20 protein-coding genes and 1 tRNA gene are annotated in these 14,556 nt (G+C 66.5%); 12 read left to right on the forward strand and 9 right to left on the reverse strand.

The genetic code is table 11. From position 1 onward, the window contains the following. Positions 1-84 precede the first annotated feature (84 nt). The gene (mbp1, locus tag AC5Y6Y_RS17135) at positions 85-315 is read right to left on the reverse strand and encodes a microaggregate-binding protein 1 (RefSeq protein WP_463828732.1); all 231 of its coding nucleotides are present in this window, start codon (positions 313-315) and stop codon (positions 85-87) included. Between the two features lie 185 nt (positions 316-500). Here mbp1 and AC5Y6Y_RS17140 point away from each other — a divergent pair, with 185 nt between their 5' ends. Continuing rightward, complete coding sequence (locus AC5Y6Y_RS17140) at positions 501-758, forward strand: DUF7218 family protein (protein ID WP_473139904.1); 258 nt, start codon at positions 501-503, stop codon at positions 756-758. 7 nt (positions 759-765) lie between these two features. On the opposite strand, the gene AC5Y6Y_RS17145 is transcribed toward AC5Y6Y_RS17140, so the two are convergent. Continuing rightward, positions 766-909, reverse strand: coding sequence for a hypothetical protein (locus AC5Y6Y_RS17145; RefSeq protein ID WP_463828734.1), 144 nt, complete (start codon positions 907-909; stop codon positions 766-768). A gap of 29 nt (positions 910-938) precedes the next feature. Then, a complete protein-coding gene (locus AC5Y6Y_RS17150; protein WP_473139903.1) occupies positions 939-1,478 on the reverse strand; it encodes a hypothetical protein in 540 nt (179 codons plus the stop codon). Between the two features lie 86 nt (positions 1,479-1,564). On the opposite strand from AC5Y6Y_RS17150, the gene AC5Y6Y_RS17155 reads away from it, so the two are divergent. Genes AC5Y6Y_RS17155 through AC5Y6Y_RS17175 form a run of 5 tightly spaced genes read left to right on the forward strand, consistent with a single transcriptional unit; the run spans position 1,565 to position 5,376 of the window. Continuing rightward, positions 1,565-2,293, forward strand: coding sequence for a glycosyltransferase family 2 protein (locus AC5Y6Y_RS17155; protein ID WP_463828736.1), 729 nt, complete (start codon positions 1,565-1,567; stop codon positions 2,291-2,293). Next, a complete protein-coding gene (locus AC5Y6Y_RS17160; protein WP_473139902.1) occupies positions 2,290-3,237 on the forward strand; it encodes an acyl-CoA dehydrogenase family protein in 948 nt (315 codons plus the stop codon). Before AC5Y6Y_RS17155 ends, AC5Y6Y_RS17160 begins: the two co-directional genes overlap by 4 nt. Next, positions 3,234-3,986, forward strand: a complete 753-nt coding sequence (locus AC5Y6Y_RS17165; protein ID WP_473139901.1) for a PIG-L deacetylase family protein — start codon at positions 3,234-3,236, stop codon at positions 3,984-3,986. Before AC5Y6Y_RS17160 ends, AC5Y6Y_RS17165 begins: the two co-directional genes overlap by 4 nt. Beyond that, positions 3,983-4,612, forward strand: coding sequence for an SAM-dependent methyltransferase (locus tag AC5Y6Y_RS17170; RefSeq protein ID WP_473139900.1), 630 nt, complete (start codon positions 3,983-3,985; stop codon positions 4,610-4,612). The genes AC5Y6Y_RS17165 and AC5Y6Y_RS17170 overlap by 4 nt, the downstream gene beginning before the upstream one ends. 2 nt (positions 4,613-4,614) lie before the next feature. Further along, entirely contained in the window at positions 4,615-5,376 is a 762-nt protein-coding gene (locus tag AC5Y6Y_RS17175; protein WP_473139899.1) for an endonuclease/exonuclease/phosphatase family protein, read from the forward strand. Between the two features lies 1 nt (position 5,377). On the opposite strand, the gene AC5Y6Y_RS17180 is transcribed toward AC5Y6Y_RS17175, so the two are convergent. Together AC5Y6Y_RS17180 and AC5Y6Y_RS17185 are read right to left on the reverse strand one after the other, a co-directional pair. Continuing rightward, on the reverse strand, positions 5,378-5,548 hold the full coding sequence (locus tag AC5Y6Y_RS17180; RefSeq protein ID WP_473139898.1) for a hypothetical protein: 171 nt from the start codon (positions 5,546-5,548) through the stop codon (positions 5,378-5,380). 33 nt (positions 5,549-5,581) lie between these two features. Next, on the reverse strand, positions 5,582-6,121 hold the full coding sequence (locus AC5Y6Y_RS17185; protein ID WP_463828742.1) for a cysteine hydrolase family protein: 540 nt from the start codon (positions 6,119-6,121) through the stop codon (positions 5,582-5,584). 191 nt (positions 6,122-6,312) lie between these two features. Between AC5Y6Y_RS17185 and AC5Y6Y_RS17190 the strand changes: the two genes are divergently transcribed. From AC5Y6Y_RS17190 to AC5Y6Y_RS17210, 5 genes are all read left to right on the forward strand, one after another. Next, a complete protein-coding gene (locus tag AC5Y6Y_RS17190; RefSeq protein ID WP_473139897.1) occupies positions 6,313-6,591 on the forward strand; it encodes a WGxxGxxG family protein in 279 nt (92 codons plus the stop codon). Positions 6,592-6,749: 158 nt separating this feature from the next. Then, positions 6,750-7,043 carry a hypothetical protein gene (locus AC5Y6Y_RS17195; protein WP_473139896.1) on the forward strand — a complete coding sequence of 98 codons (294 nt, stop codon included), beginning with the start codon at positions 6,750-6,752 and terminating at the stop codon, positions 7,041-7,043. A gap of 135 nt (positions 7,044-7,178) precedes the next feature. After that, on the forward strand, positions 7,179-7,478 hold the full coding sequence (locus AC5Y6Y_RS17200) for a DUF4193 domain-containing protein (protein ID WP_463828745.1): 300 nt from the start codon (positions 7,179-7,181) through the stop codon (positions 7,476-7,478). Positions 7,479-7,503: 25 nt separating this feature from the next. Further along, positions 7,504-8,889, forward strand: a complete 1,386-nt coding sequence (locus AC5Y6Y_RS17205) for a cytochrome P450 (protein WP_473139917.1) — start codon at positions 7,504-7,506, stop codon at positions 8,887-8,889. A 68-nt stretch (positions 8,890-8,957) separates the two neighbouring features. Next, positions 8,958-9,113: a hypothetical protein gene (locus AC5Y6Y_RS17210; RefSeq protein ID WP_463828746.1), complete on the forward strand. Its 156-nt coding sequence runs from the start codon at positions 8,958-8,960 to the stop codon at positions 9,111-9,113. 65 nt (positions 9,114-9,178) lie between these two features. On the opposite strand, the gene AC5Y6Y_RS17215 is transcribed toward AC5Y6Y_RS17210, so the two are convergent. The 4 genes from AC5Y6Y_RS17215 to ponA2 form a co-directional block, all read right to left on the reverse strand. Further along, a tRNA-Pro gene (locus AC5Y6Y_RS17215) sits at positions 9,179-9,252 on the reverse strand. A 53-nt stretch (positions 9,253-9,305) separates the two neighbouring features. Further along, positions 9,306-10,412, reverse strand: coding sequence for an L-cysteine desulfhydrase Cds1 (cds1, locus tag AC5Y6Y_RS17220; protein ID WP_473139895.1), 1,107 nt, complete (start codon positions 10,410-10,412; stop codon positions 9,306-9,308). Beyond that, positions 10,409-11,368 (reverse strand): metallophosphoesterase, encoded by a 960-nt coding sequence (locus AC5Y6Y_RS17225; RefSeq protein WP_463828769.1) that lies wholly within the window; start codon positions 11,366-11,368, stop codon positions 10,409-10,411. Before AC5Y6Y_RS17225 ends, cds1 begins: the two co-directional genes overlap by 4 nt. A 43-nt stretch (positions 11,369-11,411) precedes the next feature. After that, positions 11,412-13,844, reverse strand: coding sequence for a transglycosylase/D,D-transpeptidase PonA2 (gene ponA2, locus AC5Y6Y_RS17230; RefSeq protein ID WP_463828748.1), 2,433 nt, complete (start codon positions 13,842-13,844; stop codon positions 11,412-11,414). 360 nt (positions 13,845-14,204) lie between these two features. On the opposite strand from ponA2, the gene AC5Y6Y_RS17235 reads away from it, so the two are divergent. Further along, positions 14,205-14,555 (forward strand): WhiB family transcriptional regulator, encoded by a 351-nt coding sequence (locus AC5Y6Y_RS17235; protein WP_463828749.1) that lies wholly within the window; start codon positions 14,205-14,207, stop codon positions 14,553-14,555. Position 14,556: the final 1 nt, after the last annotated feature.

Here is a 14,556-nt window from a genome sequence, read left to right on the forward strand (position 1 = left end):
TTTCGGATAGATGCGCAGGCTGATCGGGGCATGCAGGAGCGCCGGCGGCGGGCTGTACCTACCGCCGGCGCACCTGACCAGGAACTACTGGTTGGACTTCTGGCGCTCCTCGGCTGCCTCAGCTCCGCCCCGCGCGGATTCGGCTTCGGCTTCCTTCTTCGCCGCGTCCCGCTGGGCGTCGGCCTTGTCCTGCTGCGCCTCACCCTCGTTGGCCAGGTCCTCTTTGCCGGTCACGTTTCCGATGACCTCTTTGGCCTTGCCCTTGATGCCTTCGGCAACGCCTTTGGCGCCTTCTTCGGGTCCGCTGTCGCCCATCGATTCATTCCTTTCGTATGTGGTGCCAGTCCATTTCGGCCAGTCGAGTCCCGTGTTCCCGGTGGCGACCCGGCCAAACCAGCGGCCGTCGGTGAATCTCGGTGAATCACCGGCGCGGTTAGATTGCGCCGTAACGGGGCAACCTAGCTGCGGTTTTCCGAGCACCGGGCAGGAGGGTGATAAGTATGCCGAACTCGTCGATCAAGAACGAGAAACTCTACAAAGACTTGCGTAAACAGGGTGATTCGAAAGAGAAGGCGGCACGGATCTCCAATGCGGCTGCCGGTCAAGGCAAGTCCAAAGTCAGCCGCAAGGGCGGCAAGTCGGGATCCTACGACGACTGGACGGTGCCGGAGTTGAAGAAGCGGGCCAAAGAACTTGGCATATCCGGATATTCAGGTCTGACCAAGGACAAGCTGGTCGCGAAGCTGCGCAACCACTGACCGGAGATCAATCCGGCGGTTCCTGCTTAGCGCTGTCCGGCGGCTCCGGTTCAGCCGCGCGCCTTTCTTCCGCGGTCTCGCCCGTCACGTTTTCCTCGAGGTCGTCGACCACGTTCGCCAGGTCTTCGTCCCGGTCAGGGTGTGAGTCCATGGGTTAGGACATACCCAGCAGCGCACATTTCACGCGCGCACACCGAGTCGATCGACCAGCACGAGGAACGCGACTGCGAAGTCGTTGTCGGCCGTCTCGGCCTCGACCAGGGCCCAGTCGATCTTCTCCCGCACTGCTCGCGCCGCCGGAATGAGATGGCCGAAGTCACAGTAATGCTCGGTCAGAGCGCGTAACCGCTGGATGAACACCACCGTCGGTGGCAGCACGGGCAACGAAAGTCCCAGCACCACACGGTCTTCGGCCGGATCCAGGTCAGCAGGCTCCACCCGTGCGCCGTTGACCCGGTGCAGCACATCGACCACCGCGTCACCGTTGTGTGCCTTGAACAGCCAGTCCTCCGGTGGCCGCTCGATGGTCAGGCCTGTCTTCTCCAGCGCCGAGACAGCAGCGGACACATCGCACTCGGCGACTACGAAGTCGACGTCGTGGGTAGGTTCGGGCGCACCGTAGGCCCACAGCGCATAGCCGCCCGCCAAGGCGAAGGGCGGGCCGTGTTCCTTGAGCGCGGACGCGGCGACTCGGAGTGCCTCGCGCAATTGAGTGGTCATCGCGGTAACCACATACCCGGTGCACCGTCGTTGGCAACCTGACCAGCGCCGTTTAAGCAGTGGGCAAACCGGAAATTCATCTCGCTATGTCAACCGCAGCGCCGCGTCCATACCACCACGCTGCGGTCGTGATTCCCGCCCACAACGAGAGCGCGAGTCTGCCGGCCTGCTTGCGCGCGGTCCTGACCGCGGCATTGTGTGCCCCCATACCGGTTACCGTGGTCGTCGTGTTGGACGCCAGTGAGGACGACAGTGCCGAGCTGGCCGGGCGGTACGGCGCCGACGTGCATTTCGTTCGGGTGGAGGCGCGCAATGTCGGTGCTGCGCGGGCAGCGGGATTCGACTTCGTCCGTACCCAGTTCGGATCCGACGCCGACTGCTGGTACGCGACCACCGACGCCGACAGCACCGTGGAACCGAATTGGCTGGTGCGCCAACTCGATTGCGGCGCCGATATGTATCTCGGCCTGGTGCGGGTGGCTGACTGGCGCCGGCACGGCGTCGAAGTCGCGCGCCGGTATCTGCGGGCCTACAACCAGCGCATCAACGGTGAGCACGATCACGTGCACGGCGCGAATATGGGATTCGATTCCCGGGCGTACTGGGACGTCGGTGGGTTTCGCGCGCTGTCGTCCGGTGAGGACGTCGAACTCGTCGGGCGTTTTGAGGCCGCCGGATACCGGATACGCCGCGACGCTGCGCAGTCGGTGATCACGTCAGCGCGCACCAAGGGCCGCGCACCGCGCGGTTTCGCACACCACTTGCGCACCTTGGCCGGTGCCGGGAAGAAGTCGATGGCAGGGGACCGCTCATGACCGCGGGACTGGTCCAGCACTGGCTGGAATCCGGACTGCTCGAGATGCCGTTGCCCGCCTCGGGACACACGGCCGAACGCTGGCAGCGCCTGGCCAAGCTGGCCGAGGAGGACATCCCGGCCGCCCGCATCGCGGAGGCGCACGTCGACGCGGTCGCAATCCTGGACGAGCTGGGCGGCAAACCACCTGAGCCGCGCCAATTGTGGGGCGTGTGGGCGGCGGAGGCTTCCGACGCCGTGCTGGCCGCGACCGGCATCGCCGGTGACGAATATCTGCTCAATGGCACCAAGGTGTGGTGCTCGGGGGCTGGTTTCTGCACCAATGCGCTGGTCACCGCCCGGTTGCCGGAAGGCGGCCGCGGGTTGTTCGCGGTGACCCTGACCGATACCGGGGTCAAACCGTTGCCCAGCACCTGGTGGAACCCCGGAATGGCCGGCAGCGACACCCGGTCGGTGCAGTTCAACAACGTGCACGCGATCCTGGTCGGCAGGCCGGGTCAGTATCTGACCCGGCCCGGCTTCTGGCACGGGGCGATCGGGGTTGCCGCGTGCTGGTTGGGGGGTGCCCGCCGGGTCGCCGACCCGCTGTACCGCTGCGCCGGCAGCGAGTCGGCCGACGCGTATGCGCTGGCGCACCTGGGGGCGGTCGACGCCGCGCTGGCGGCCGGGGACGCGATGCTGGCGGGCACGGCAGCCCAGATCGACGCGGATCCGTTCGACCGTTCGGGCACAGCGCAATTACTGGCCCGGCGGGTCCGCGCCGTCGTGGAACACGCGGCCGACGAGGCGATCACCCGCACCGGACGCGCACTGGGACCCGGTCCGCTGTGCCAGGACGGGCGGCATGCGCAGCGGGTCGCCGACCTGAGCATCTACATCCGGCAGAGCCATGCCGAGCGTGACCTGGCGGAGATCGGGCGATTGGTCGGGCGGCCCGGCCGTTGAGGACCGTGAGCAACGGACACCGGTTCGCTGCGACTCCGCTGGCCAGCGGTGGGACGTCCGCACAGCAGTGGCTGGCCGCCGACCGGCCGCCACCCCTGGATCTGAGTCCGTGCACGCGACTGGTCGTCGTCGGAGCTCATCCGGACGACGAGACGCTGGGGATGGGCGCCACCATCGCACAGCTCGTCGCGTCGCGGGTGGCGGTCGAAGTGGTCTCGGTCAGCGACGGCGGTGCCGCGCAGCCGCACGCGCCTGCTGAAAAGCGGACCCGTCTCGAAAGCCTGCGTCGAAGCGAATTACGCAGTGCAGCAATGGTATTAGGCGTTGCCGCACCGATATCGCTGGGGTTGCCCGACGGCAGATTGGGCGAGTGTGAGGAGCGAATCGCCGATCTGCTCACCGACATCCTCACTGGGTCCGCGCCCGGTACCTGGTGTGCGGCGACTTGGCGGGGCGACGGGCATCCCGATCACGAGGCGGTGGGTCGCGCGGCCGTCACCGCGTGCGCGCGCAACGGGGTACAGCTGTTGGAGTATCCGGTGTGGATGTGGCACTGGGCCACTCCGGGTGATCCCGACGTGCCCTGGGACAGCGCCCACACGCTGCCGTCGGACCGTCGGGCAATGCAGCGCAAACAACGAGCCGCGCACTGCTTTCGCAGTCAGTTCGAACCGCACGGCCCCGACGCGGTGCTGCCTCCCGTGGTGCTGGATCGGCTGATGGCGGTGGGGGAGTTGGTCTTTCGATGACCGCGCGACTGCCCGACGCGTACTTCGACCGCATGTATGCGAGCGCCGACGATCCTTGGCAGTTGTCGTCACGGTGGTACGAACAACGCAAATACGCGATCACCCTGGCATTGCTGCCAATTCGCCGGTACAGACACGCGTTTGAGCCGGGCTGTTCGATCGGAACGTTGACCACGTTGCTCGCGTCGCGCTGCGCCCACGTCACCGCGATGGACGTGGCCGAGGCGGCAATCCGCGCCGCCGACGCACGGCTTGTCGACCAGGGCTGCCGGGACCGGGTGATACTGTCCCGCGGGTCGCTGGACGAGCCGTGGCCCAATGGGCCCTTCGACCTGCTGGTGCTCAGCGAAGTCGCCTACTACCTCACCGCCGACACGCTGGCTGCCGTGCTGCGCCGGGAATGCCCTCGCTTGCGACCTGGCGCAACCGTGCTCGCCGCCCACTGGCGGCATCCCGTGGCTGACTACCCGCTCACCGGCGACCAGGCACACGACATCCTGCACGCCACCCCGGGGCTCAAATCACTGGGCGGTTACCGCGACGCCGACGTCGTCATCGAGGTATTCGACACCGGCGACGGACGGTCGGTGGCGGCACGAGAAGAAGTACCCGGAGCAGGGGAATAGCCGTGCGGGTGGCGACATTCAACATCCTGCACGGTCGCACCGTGGGCGATGGGGTCGACCTGCAGCGGCTGCAGGACTGCGTGCGGCGACTCGATCCTGACGTGCTTGCGTTACAGGAAGTCGACGTCGACCAGCCCAGGTCCGGCCGGGCCGATCTGACAGCGGCAGCGGCCGAAGCGATGGCCGCGGTCGAGCACCGCTTTGTCGCCGCCATCTCCGGCACGCCCGGGGCAACGTGGATGGCGGCCACCGGACAGGAACAACCCGGCACCGCCGCTTACGGGATCGCGCTGCTCTCCCGGTTCCCGGCGTCGAGTTGGCAGGTGGTGCGGCTACCCCGAATTCCGATGCGCCTACCCGTCTACCTCCCGGGAGCCCGAAAAGTGGTGGTTGTCGACGAGGAACCACGGGCGGCGGTCATCGCGCGGTTGCAGACGCCACTGGGACCGATGACGGTGGCCAATACCCACCTGTCCTTCGTGCCGGGCTGGAACAGGTACCAGTTGCGGCGGCTGGCTCGCGCGCTGCGAGGTTCGCCCGGGCCGCGCCTGCTGCTGGGCGACCTCAATGCGACGCCGGCAGCCGTGCACCGCTGGACGGGCATGCGGCCGTTGGCAACTGCGCTGACGTTCCCCGCGACCGACCCCGTCCGCCAGCTCGACCACATCCTCACCGACGATCGAAAACTTGTCGGTGCTGCCGGGACAGCGGATCTGATGACCATCTCCGACCACCGGCCGCTAATGGTCGATCTACAGCGGTAGCTCAGCCGTCGTTGCTGCGCGCCTCCGCGCCGGTTTCCCCGGCGTCGAAGTCGTCGTCGGCCCCGGTGCGCCCTACGTAGTCGCCGTCCTCTTCGCGCCCAGCGCGTGACTCGGCGACTCTGTCGTCGGAGTCCGCGTCGGACTCGGCGTTCTGCGGCTTGTGTTCGGTCATGAACTGTCCCTTCGGTTTTGCAAGCTGGGCACGTCAGCCCAGGCAGTCGGCAACGGCCAGCAATTCGGCACTCATATTGCGTTCCATCATCTTCAGTGCGGCGGACCCGAGTCCCTCGTCGATGTGAGCCACCGCATCGGGCGGCACGACGACGTCGTAGTGGCGGACATAGCCGTCCAATGCGCTGTAGAGGATGCACTGTTCGGTCACCTGGCCGGTCAGCACGATGCGCTTGGATTCCAACCGGTGCAGCAGATAGTCCACCGATGTGGCGTAGAAGACGCTGTGCCGCACCTTGACCAGAAAATTGCTGCCGGATGCCGGAACCAACGGCTTGACCAGATCCGGTCGCTTGCCCGCCAGCGCCTTGCTGATGATGGCGTCGTGGTCTGCGGTGAAGTCGCCCTGATTGTCGTTGACGTAGATCAGGTCGACGTCGTCGCGGTCGTTCGCCTCGTTGATGAGCCCGGTCAGGGGATCGATGACGGCAGCGACGTTTTCGGCCAACTGCTCGGCATCCGGATGGTCGTAGTCACTGAACATGTCGATGACAAGCACTGCGGTGTCGCTCACCGTCGCAGGCTACCCGCGGATCTGCATTGCACACCTGTTGAAATCTTCTCGGCGATCCGGTTTACCTGACGCGCGGGCGGGTAGATCTCCTGCCAGCGTTGCGGATACCACCGCAGGTCGCGTTGCCAGTCGAACTCAAACAGCCGGTTCGGTCTCAGGCGTCACTATTCATCCATTTCAGGAGTATCACCATGCACAAGATCCTTGCTGTCACGTCTGTCACCGGCGCCCTGCTGTTCGGCGGTGCCGGGGTCGCTTCCGCCGCCACCGAGATCGCTCCCGCGCCGTCGGCGACGACGATCACATTGGCGGACAACGACACCAACCAGCGTCAGGAGGACAACTCGGGCAAGTGGGGACTGCTCGGACTGCTCGGGCTGGGCGGCTTGGCCGGTCTGCTCCGTCGTGACCGCCGGCCGAACGCCAACACCACTGCGACGCACGTCACGGGCCCGGCAACGCGCCCCTGAGTTTCGTCAGCACGTCAGTCCGCACGTAGGGCAGCGGGATTCGCATCCCGTCCCTGCGTGCGGCTGGCGTGCCACCCGCCACTCAGTGCGCCAAGCAACAGTATCCATAGGCTATAGTAGCTGAATACTGGTTTTCGCTTCGGCCTTGGGAGTGCAGCATGGTTCATCTCGGGTCTGACCCGCTCGGGCGCCTAGACACCACGACCGGTGGTCGGGTGATCAGCGTGCCGGGTGTGGCGGCCGCCGCGGTCTGGGTGCTGGGACTGTTGGCTGGTCTGGTGGCGCTGGCGACCGGCCACGAACTGATGGCGGGCGTCGCCCTGGTGGCAGCCATCATGTCGCCGTGGTTCGGGATGGCCTGGGCCTCCCGCACGCAGCGGCGGAAAGCCTACGCGCGCACCACAACCGTCCCTGCGGTGGCGTCCTATGCGGGTGGTTGGCCCGCGCTCTGAGTCCGCGTCACGCAAATTTTGCGGATGTGCAATTTCTTGTTCTCCGGTGGGTGTGAGCAGCATTCGAACGGGGTACTGCCTGAGCCAACGGGCGACCACTAGGTGCCTAGCCCGGTCACTCAGGAGGGAAGAGCTATGCCGACAGTTAGCGATTATGACGCCCGCCGGGTGACCGAGGCCGACGCCGCCGACAAGAATGCGCTCAGCGAACTGGGGTCCATGCCCAAGCTCGCGACGGCGGTCGTCGACGACGACCTCAACGATGCGTCCTTCTTCGAGTTGCCGGGCGCCGACCTGTCCGGCGAGGAGTTGTCGGTGGTGGTGATCCCCCAGCGCTCCGACGAGTTCACTTGCTCCTGCTGCTATTTGGTCCAGCATCGCAACCGGTTGCGCGTCTCCACCGGCGGACGCCAGATCTGCGCGGACTGCGCCTGACACTCAGCCGGCTCAGCCATATGGCATCGGCTATGCAGTAGCGTCACCGACCGTGGGGCTACCTTCGCCGCCCGGTCTGCCCGCACCGCGCGGGTTACGCGGCGCGTGCGCAACCGCGTATGCCGTGATGTACCTCCTCGGCGGCGAGCGGCGGATGATGCGGTTGATCCGTCGATATGGACCGCTGATGACAATGCCGATCCTCAGCCTCGGTGACGTTGCCATCGTGTCCGATCCGGCACTTGCGAAAGAAGTCTTCACCGCCCCGACAGACGTGTTACTCGGCGGTGCGGGAGTGGGGCCCGCCGCAGCGATCTACGGATCGGGATCGATGTTCGTGCAGGAAGAACCGGAACACCTGCGGCGGCGCAAGTTGCTCACGCCGCCGCTGCACGGGTCCGCGCTGAGCGGATACGTGCCCATCATCGAAGAGGCCGCGCGGGCGGCGATGCGGGACTGGCCCGTGGACCGCCCCTTCGAGATGCTGCATGCCGCACGGAAGTTGATGCTGGACGTGATCGTCCGGGTGATCTTCGGGGTCGACGATCCCGACGAAGTCCGGCGGTTGGGACAGCCCTTCGATCGGCTGTTAAACCTTGGTGTCTCAGAGCAATTGACGGTTCGCTACGCGTTGCGAGGCCTCGGTACGTTGCGCATCTGGCCTTCGCGCGCCCGGGCCAACCGGGAGATCGACGACGTCGTCATGCCCCTGATCGCGGCGCGCCGCGCCGACCCCACGCTCGCGACTCAGCGCGACATCCTGGCTCTGTTGATGTGCGCGCGTGGCGACGACGGCCAGGTCTTGTCGGACAGCGAAATTCGCGACGATCTGATCACCCTGATGTTGGCCGGTCACGAAACCACCGCGACGACGTTGGCCTGGGTGTTCGATCTGCTGCTGCATCATCCGGACGCGCTGCGCCGGGTGCGGGCAGAGGCCTGGGCCGGTGAGGAAGCATTCACGACGGCAGTGATCGACGAGACGCTGCGAGTGCGTCCGCCGGCGCCGCTGACTGCGCGGGTCGCCGCGCAGCCGTTCGCACTGGGCGGTTACCTGGTCCCTGCCGGCACCCGCATCGTCGTACACATCGTTGCGATCAATCGGAATCCGGCCGTCTACGACCGCCCGAGCGAATTCCGGCCGGAGCGCTTCCTGGGATCGCGGCCGCAGACATATGCCTGGGTACCGTTCGGGGGCGGCGTAAAACGTTGTCTGGGTGCGGCTTTCAGCATGCGGGAGCTGATCACTGTGCTGCAGGTGCTGGTGCGCGAGGGCGAATTCGATGCGGTGGACAGCACGTCCGAGCGGATCGTGCGTCGCTCCATCATGCTGGCGCCGCGACGCGGCACCAGAGTGCGATTCCGTCCGCACGCCAGCGGTCCAGATCCTCTTGCGCTACCCCGTGATTGAACTGCGCGCAGCGGGGTATTCAACAACTTGTCAGTCAATTAGACAGCGTTCAACAGAAGGGGCGCGACGTGATTATCCTGGGGATCGTGTTGCTGGTGGTCGGTTACTTCACCGGCATCAGCATTCTTTACACAATCGGCGGCATCCTATTGCTCGTCGGCGTGGTGTTGTGGATTCTGGGCGCGGTCGGTCGCCCCATCGGCGGTCGAAAAGTCTGGTACTAGCACCCGAATGCGGCGAAGGCCACCGACAGTGAAAACTGTCGGTGGCCTTGCTCGTCTTCAGCGAGTCGGGGTGGCGGGATTCGAACCCACGGCCTCTTCGTCCCGAACGAAGCGCGCTACCAAGCTGCGCCACACCCCGCTTGAAGCTTGGCCAGCCTATCGCACCGTCCGGCGGCACCGCCAAACGCGTGGCTAGCCCCACCGGCAGGAGCGCTCGAAGACGGCCAGAGCCTGGGCGGGGCCGCCGGGATCGAGCCCCTGAGCAGCCACCCAGTCGTCGTCGAAATAGGTGTCGGCATACCGGTCGCCGCTGTCGGCGAGCAAGGTGACCACCGAACCGCCGCGGCCGTCGGCCACCATCTCGGCCAGCAGACCGAAGGCTCCCCACAGATTGGTTCCCGTGGAGGGGCCCACCCGGCGCCCCAGAACGCTGCTGACGTGTCGCGCGGCGGCTATCGAGGCCGCGTCGGGCACCGCGACCATCCGGTCGACCACCGACGGCAGGAACGACGGTTCGACCCGCGGACGCCCGATGCCCTCGATCCGAGACGACGCTCCCGTCACGACGTCGTAGCGCTGATCGGCGAAGGCCGGAAAGAACGCGGAGTTTTCCGGGTCGACGACGCACAGTCGCGTCGAATGCCGGCGATATCGGATGTACCGCCCGATCGTCGCGCTGGTGCCACCCGTGCCGGCGCCCACCACGATCCAGGTGGGGATCGGGTGGGTTTCCTCACGCATTTGCAGATAGATTGATTCGGCGATGTTGTTGTTGCCCCGCCAGTCGGTAGCGCGTTCGGCGTTGGTGAACTGGTCGAGGTAATGGCCGCCGGTCTCGGCGGCGACCCGTACCGCCTCGTCGTAGACCTCGCTGGAATTGTCCACGAAATGGCAACGGCCACCTTGGGATTCGATCAGCGCGATCTTTGCCGTGCTGGTGGCGGCCGGCATCACGGCGACGAAGGGCAAACCCAGCAGCGCAGCGAAATACGCTTCGGACACCGCGGTGGAACCCGACGAGGCCTCGACCACGGTGGTGCCCTCGTCGATCCATGCGTTGCACAGCGCGTAGAGGAACAGCGAGCGGGCCAGCCGGTGTTTGAGGCTGCCGGTGATGTGGGTCGTCTCGTCTTTGAGATACAGCGCGACGCCGGAGTCGTCACCCCACGCCGAGGGAAGCGGATAGCGCAGCAGATGGGTGTCGGCACTGCGCCGCGCGTCGGCTTCGATCAACCGGATCGCATTGTCGGTCCAGCTGCGAGATTTACTCCGGACCGCGATGCGGGTCCGGTCGGTCAACGAACCGACGTAGCAGTCGGCTGTCGGCCCAGGTTGCTGGTCGAGTCGCGGCCGCCCATCGGGGTGGCGATCAGGGTCAGCAGGGTCGCTTCGGGCCGGCAGCAGAATCGCACCGGCGCGAACGGCGAAGTGCCGAGTCCCGCCGAGACGTGCAGGCGCATGTTGGCGCCCCACTGCGACGGCCCCTTGGCCCGGGACCGGTCCAGGCCGCAGTTGGTCACGATGGCGCCGTAGAACGGCAGGCATAGTTGCCCGCCGTGGGTGTGTCCGGCCATCACCAGCTGGTAACCGTCGGCGGCGAAGCGATCGAGCACGCGTGGCTCGGGTGAGTGGACCAGGCCCAGCTTGAGGTTGGCCGCGGGACTGGCCGGACCCGCGATGGTGTCGTAGCGGTCCCGGTCGATGTGCGGGTCGTCGACGCCTGCGGCCGCGACATGCAGGCCGGCCGCCTCGAACTCGCGCCGAGTGTGGGTGAGGTCGAGCCAGCCGCGTTCGGTGAAGGCCGCGCGCAGATCCTGCCAGGGCAGTGGCTCACCCTTGACGCGGTGGCCGGGGTTGGTCAGGTAGTTGGCCGGATTCTTCGGCCGGGGACCGAAGTAGTCATTGCTGCCGAAGACGAACACGCCGGGCCGGGACAGCAGATCGCCCAGCGACTGCACGACTGCGGGCACCGCCTTGGGGTGGGCGAGGTTGTCGCCGGTGTTGACCACCAGGTCGGGATCCCAACTGGCCAGCTCGCGCACCCAGGCCTGTTTGCGCCGCTGATTAGGGGTCATGTGCAGGTCGCTGATGTGCAGCACCCGCAGCGGTGTGGAACCTGGGCTCAGCACCGGAATCGTCACCTCGCGCAGCACGAACGCGTTACGTTCGACAAGTGAGGCGTAGCCGATTCCGGCAGCCGCCGAGCCGACGACGGCGGCGCCGGCGCGTAGCAGCGTGGGAAGCGGGGCAGTCAGACGGACGTCAGCCATGCCAGGCAGTTTACTGCCCGACCGGCCGCTACGGCGGTGGCGGCGCCGCCGGCGGGGGCGGTGCCAGCAGCGGGATGGTGATAGGTGGCAGACCGGGAATCTCGACCACCTGCGATCCGACCACTTCCGGCGGCAGACTCCCCTCGGGCGGCGGCGGCGGTGCCGGCGGGACGCCATTGCTGATCTGGATGGTCACGATCGAGCCGGGGATGGTCTGGCCGCTGGGCGTGGTGCCGACGACCTCGCCGTACTTGGCAGAGCTGTTGACCGAGGTGGGCTGATCGGCGACCTGGAAACCGGCGTCCCGGAGCCGCTGCCGGGCCTGGTCGACGTCCAGGCCGGCCACACTGGGCACCCGCCCGGCCGGTGAACCGTCCAGGTAACGCGGATCGGTCGGCGGCAGGTGCACCTCACCGAAGTTGTTCGCGATCGGTTGCAGCGCAGTGAACCAGGTTCGCGCCGGCTCGTTACCGCCGTACAGGTCACCGCTGCCGCAATGGCGCAGCGGCGCCGAACACAGGTCGGTCGGTGCCGGGGAGTCGTCGTAGATGTAATTGGCGGCCGCGTACCGGTTGGTGAATCCCACGAAGCCGGACGAACGGTGGGCTTCGGTGGTGCCGGTCTTACCGGACATCGGCAGGTTCCAGCCGGCCGCACCGGCCGAGCCGGCCGCGGTACCGCTGCCGGTGGCGTCCTTGCTCATCGCATTGGCCAGGGTGTTGGCCAGCCCCTCGGGGACCACCTGTTCGCAGGTCTCGGTAGTGACCGACACCTCATTGCCGTTGCGGTCGATCAGCTTGTCGATCGGGCTGGGCGGGCACCACATGCCCCCGGACGCCAGCGTCGCCGCGACGTTGGACAGCTCCAGCGCGTTGACCTCGATGGGGCCCAGGGTGAAGGAGCCGATGTTCTGTCGCTTGACGAAGTCGGCCAGACTTTCGTTGCTGTCCGGGTTGTAGTCGCGGGCGGTGCCGGGGTTGGCGTAGGACCGCAGGCCCAGTTTGATAGCCATGTCCACCGCGCGGGACACCCCGATCTGGGAGATCAACTTGGCGAACGCGGTATTGGGCGAGGTGGCCAGCGCATCGGTCACATTCATCGATCCGCGGTAGTTGCCGGCGTTGACCACGCACCAGGTGTCCTTGGGGCAGCCCTTGGCACCCCCGCTGCCCAGGCCCTTGGCCTGGAACCGGCCGGGGACCTCCAGATTGGCGTTGATGCCCATGCCCATGTCGAGCGCGGCCGCTGTGGTGAACAGCTTGAAGATCGACCCGGCGCCGTCGCCGACAAGGGAGAACGGCTGCGGCCGCATGGTTTCGCCGGCCTCGGTGTCCAGGCCGTACTTGCGGTTGCTGGCCATCGCGACCACTTTGTGCGACGTCTTACCCGGCAGGATCACGCTCATCACGCTCGAAATGCCACTCAGCGTCGGGGGCGCGAACTTGTCGATCGCCGCCTTCACCGGGATCTGCACGTCCGGGTCCAGCGTGGTGCGGATCAGGTAGCCGCCGCGGGCCACTTGTTCCTTACTGATGCCGGCCCGGGACAGGTATTCCTGCACATAGTCGCAGAAGAACGCCCGGTCGCCGGCCGCGATACAGCCGCGCGGCAACTCCTTGGGCTGTTGCAGGACGCCCAACGGCTGCGCTTTGGCTGCGCGTAGCGCATCGGCCTCATTGGGAATGTTCTCGATCATGGTGTCTAGCACCAGATTGCGCCGGGCCAGTGCGCCCTCCGGGTTGGTGTACGGGTTGAGCGAGCTGGTCGACTGCACCATGCCGGCCAGCAGCGCGGCCTGCTGCCAGTTCAGGTCGATGGCGTTGACGCCGAAGTAGGTCTGGGCCGCGTCCTGGATGCCGAACGAGTTGTTGCCGAACGACACCAGGTTCAGGTAACGGGTCAGGATCTCCGGCTTGGTGAAGGTCTTGTCCAGCGTGAGCGCCATCCGGATCTCGCGCAGCTTGCGCGCCGGGGTGGTCTCGACGGCCGCCCGCTTCTCCGCGTCGGTCTGCGCGGTCACCAGCAATTGGTAGTTCTTGATGTACTGCTGCTCGAGGGTCGAGCCGCCGCGGGTCTCGACGTCGCCGGAGGCGTAACCGGCCAGCCCGGTCAGCGTGCCTTTCCAGTCCACACCGTTGTGGTCGGCGAACCGCTTGTCCTCGATGGACACGATCGCCAGCTTCATGGTGTTGGCGATCTTGTCCGACGGCACCTCGAAACGGCGCTGCGAATACAGCCAGGCGATGACGTTGCCTTTGGCGTCCACCATCGTGGACACGGCCGGGACCTGACCCTCGAGAAGTTGCGCCGATCCGTTGGCGACGACTTCCGACGCGCGGTTCGACATCAACCCGACGCCGCCGGCGAAGGGGAACATCAACGCTGTCGCGACCACGCTGGCGAGCACACAGAACCCCGCCAGCTTCAGCAGCGTCAGCGGGACCGGGGGGCGCTCGGACATGCGTACTACAGTAGCGACCTCGCGTCACGTCCCCGCGCCGTGCGGGGTGGGAAAACTTTCTTCGGCAGGTGTTGAACAGGATTCGCACCACGTCGCCGGCCGACCTGGCGGCGATATCACAGGTCAGAGGGCCCAACGGCGGCCCGCGGCGGCCGTCGAGGCCCGCATCACGATCCAGACGGCACGGACGTCCCAGAAAAACCGTTATCGGACTGTTGCGCAATTAGCACCTGACCACCTAACTTAGATACGCATTGAGATTCAGGTAACACCGATATGCGCAGTGTGGCTCAGATCGCATCATCGGCTGGTACCCGAGGAGGCGGTCGCGATTCGCGGCCGGGAGAAAGGGATCAGCTCGTGTCAGGATCGCGCCCGGGCGCTCGTAAGACGAACCTCACGTCCACCGGAAACCTGCTGCGCAGCGTCGAAGCCGATGACCGCGTCGCCTGGGTATCGCAGGCACTGTGCCGGGCAACCGATCCCGACGAACTCTTCGTGCGGGGGGCCGCCCAGCGCAAGGCTGCGGTGATCTGCCGGCACTGCCCGGTGATGCAGGAATGCGGTGCAGACGCCCTGGACAACAAGGTGGAGTTCGGCGTGTGGGGCGGCATGACCGAACGTCAGCGCCGGGCCCTGCTCAAGCAGCACCCCGAGGTGGTCTCCTGGTCCGACTACTTCGACAAGCGTAGGCGTCGCAGCATCATCTGAC

Source organism: Mycobacterium sp. NGS24 (assembly GCF_059813065.1).

Excerpts from the sequence above, each read along its gene's own strand:
- mbp1 (WP_463828732.1), bottom strand. The coding sequence starts at position 315 with ATGGGCGACAGCGGACCCGAAGAAGGCGCCAAAGGCGTTGCCGAAGGC.
- AC5Y6Y_RS17140 (WP_473139904.1), top strand. The coding sequence starts at position 501 with ATGCCGAACTCGTCGATCAAGAACGAGAAACTCTACAAAGACTTGCGT.
- AC5Y6Y_RS17145 (WP_463828734.1), bottom strand. The coding sequence starts at position 909 with ATGGACTCACACCCTGACCGGGACGAAGACCTGGCGAACGTGGTCGAC.
- AC5Y6Y_RS17150 (WP_473139903.1), bottom strand. The coding sequence starts at position 1,478 with ATGACCACTCAATTGCGCGAGGCACTCCGAGTCGCCGCGTCCGCGCTC.
- AC5Y6Y_RS17155 (WP_463828736.1), top strand. The coding sequence starts at position 1,565 with ATGTCAACCGCAGCGCCGCGTCCATACCACCACGCTGCGGTCGTGATT.
- AC5Y6Y_RS17160 (WP_473139902.1), top strand. The coding sequence starts at position 2,290 with ATGACCGCGGGACTGGTCCAGCACTGGCTGGAATCCGGACTGCTCGAG.
- AC5Y6Y_RS17170 (WP_473139900.1), top strand. The coding sequence starts at position 3,983 with ATGACCGCGCGACTGCCCGACGCGTACTTCGACCGCATGTATGCGAGC.
- AC5Y6Y_RS17180 (WP_473139898.1), bottom strand. The coding sequence starts at position 5,548 with ATGACCGAACACAAGCCGCAGAACGCCGAGTCCGACGCGGACTCCGAC.
- AC5Y6Y_RS17190 (WP_473139897.1), top strand. The coding sequence starts at position 6,313 with ATGCACAAGATCCTTGCTGTCACGTCTGTCACCGGCGCCCTGCTGTTC.
- AC5Y6Y_RS17195 (WP_473139896.1), top strand. The coding sequence starts at position 6,750 with ATGGTTCATCTCGGGTCTGACCCGCTCGGGCGCCTAGACACCACGACC.
- AC5Y6Y_RS17200 (WP_463828745.1), top strand. The coding sequence starts at position 7,179 with ATGCCGACAGTTAGCGATTATGACGCCCGCCGGGTGACCGAGGCCGAC.
- ponA2 (WP_463828748.1), bottom strand. The coding sequence starts at position 13,844 with ATGTCCGAGCGCCCCCCGGTCCCGCTGACGCTGCTGAAGCTGGCGGGG.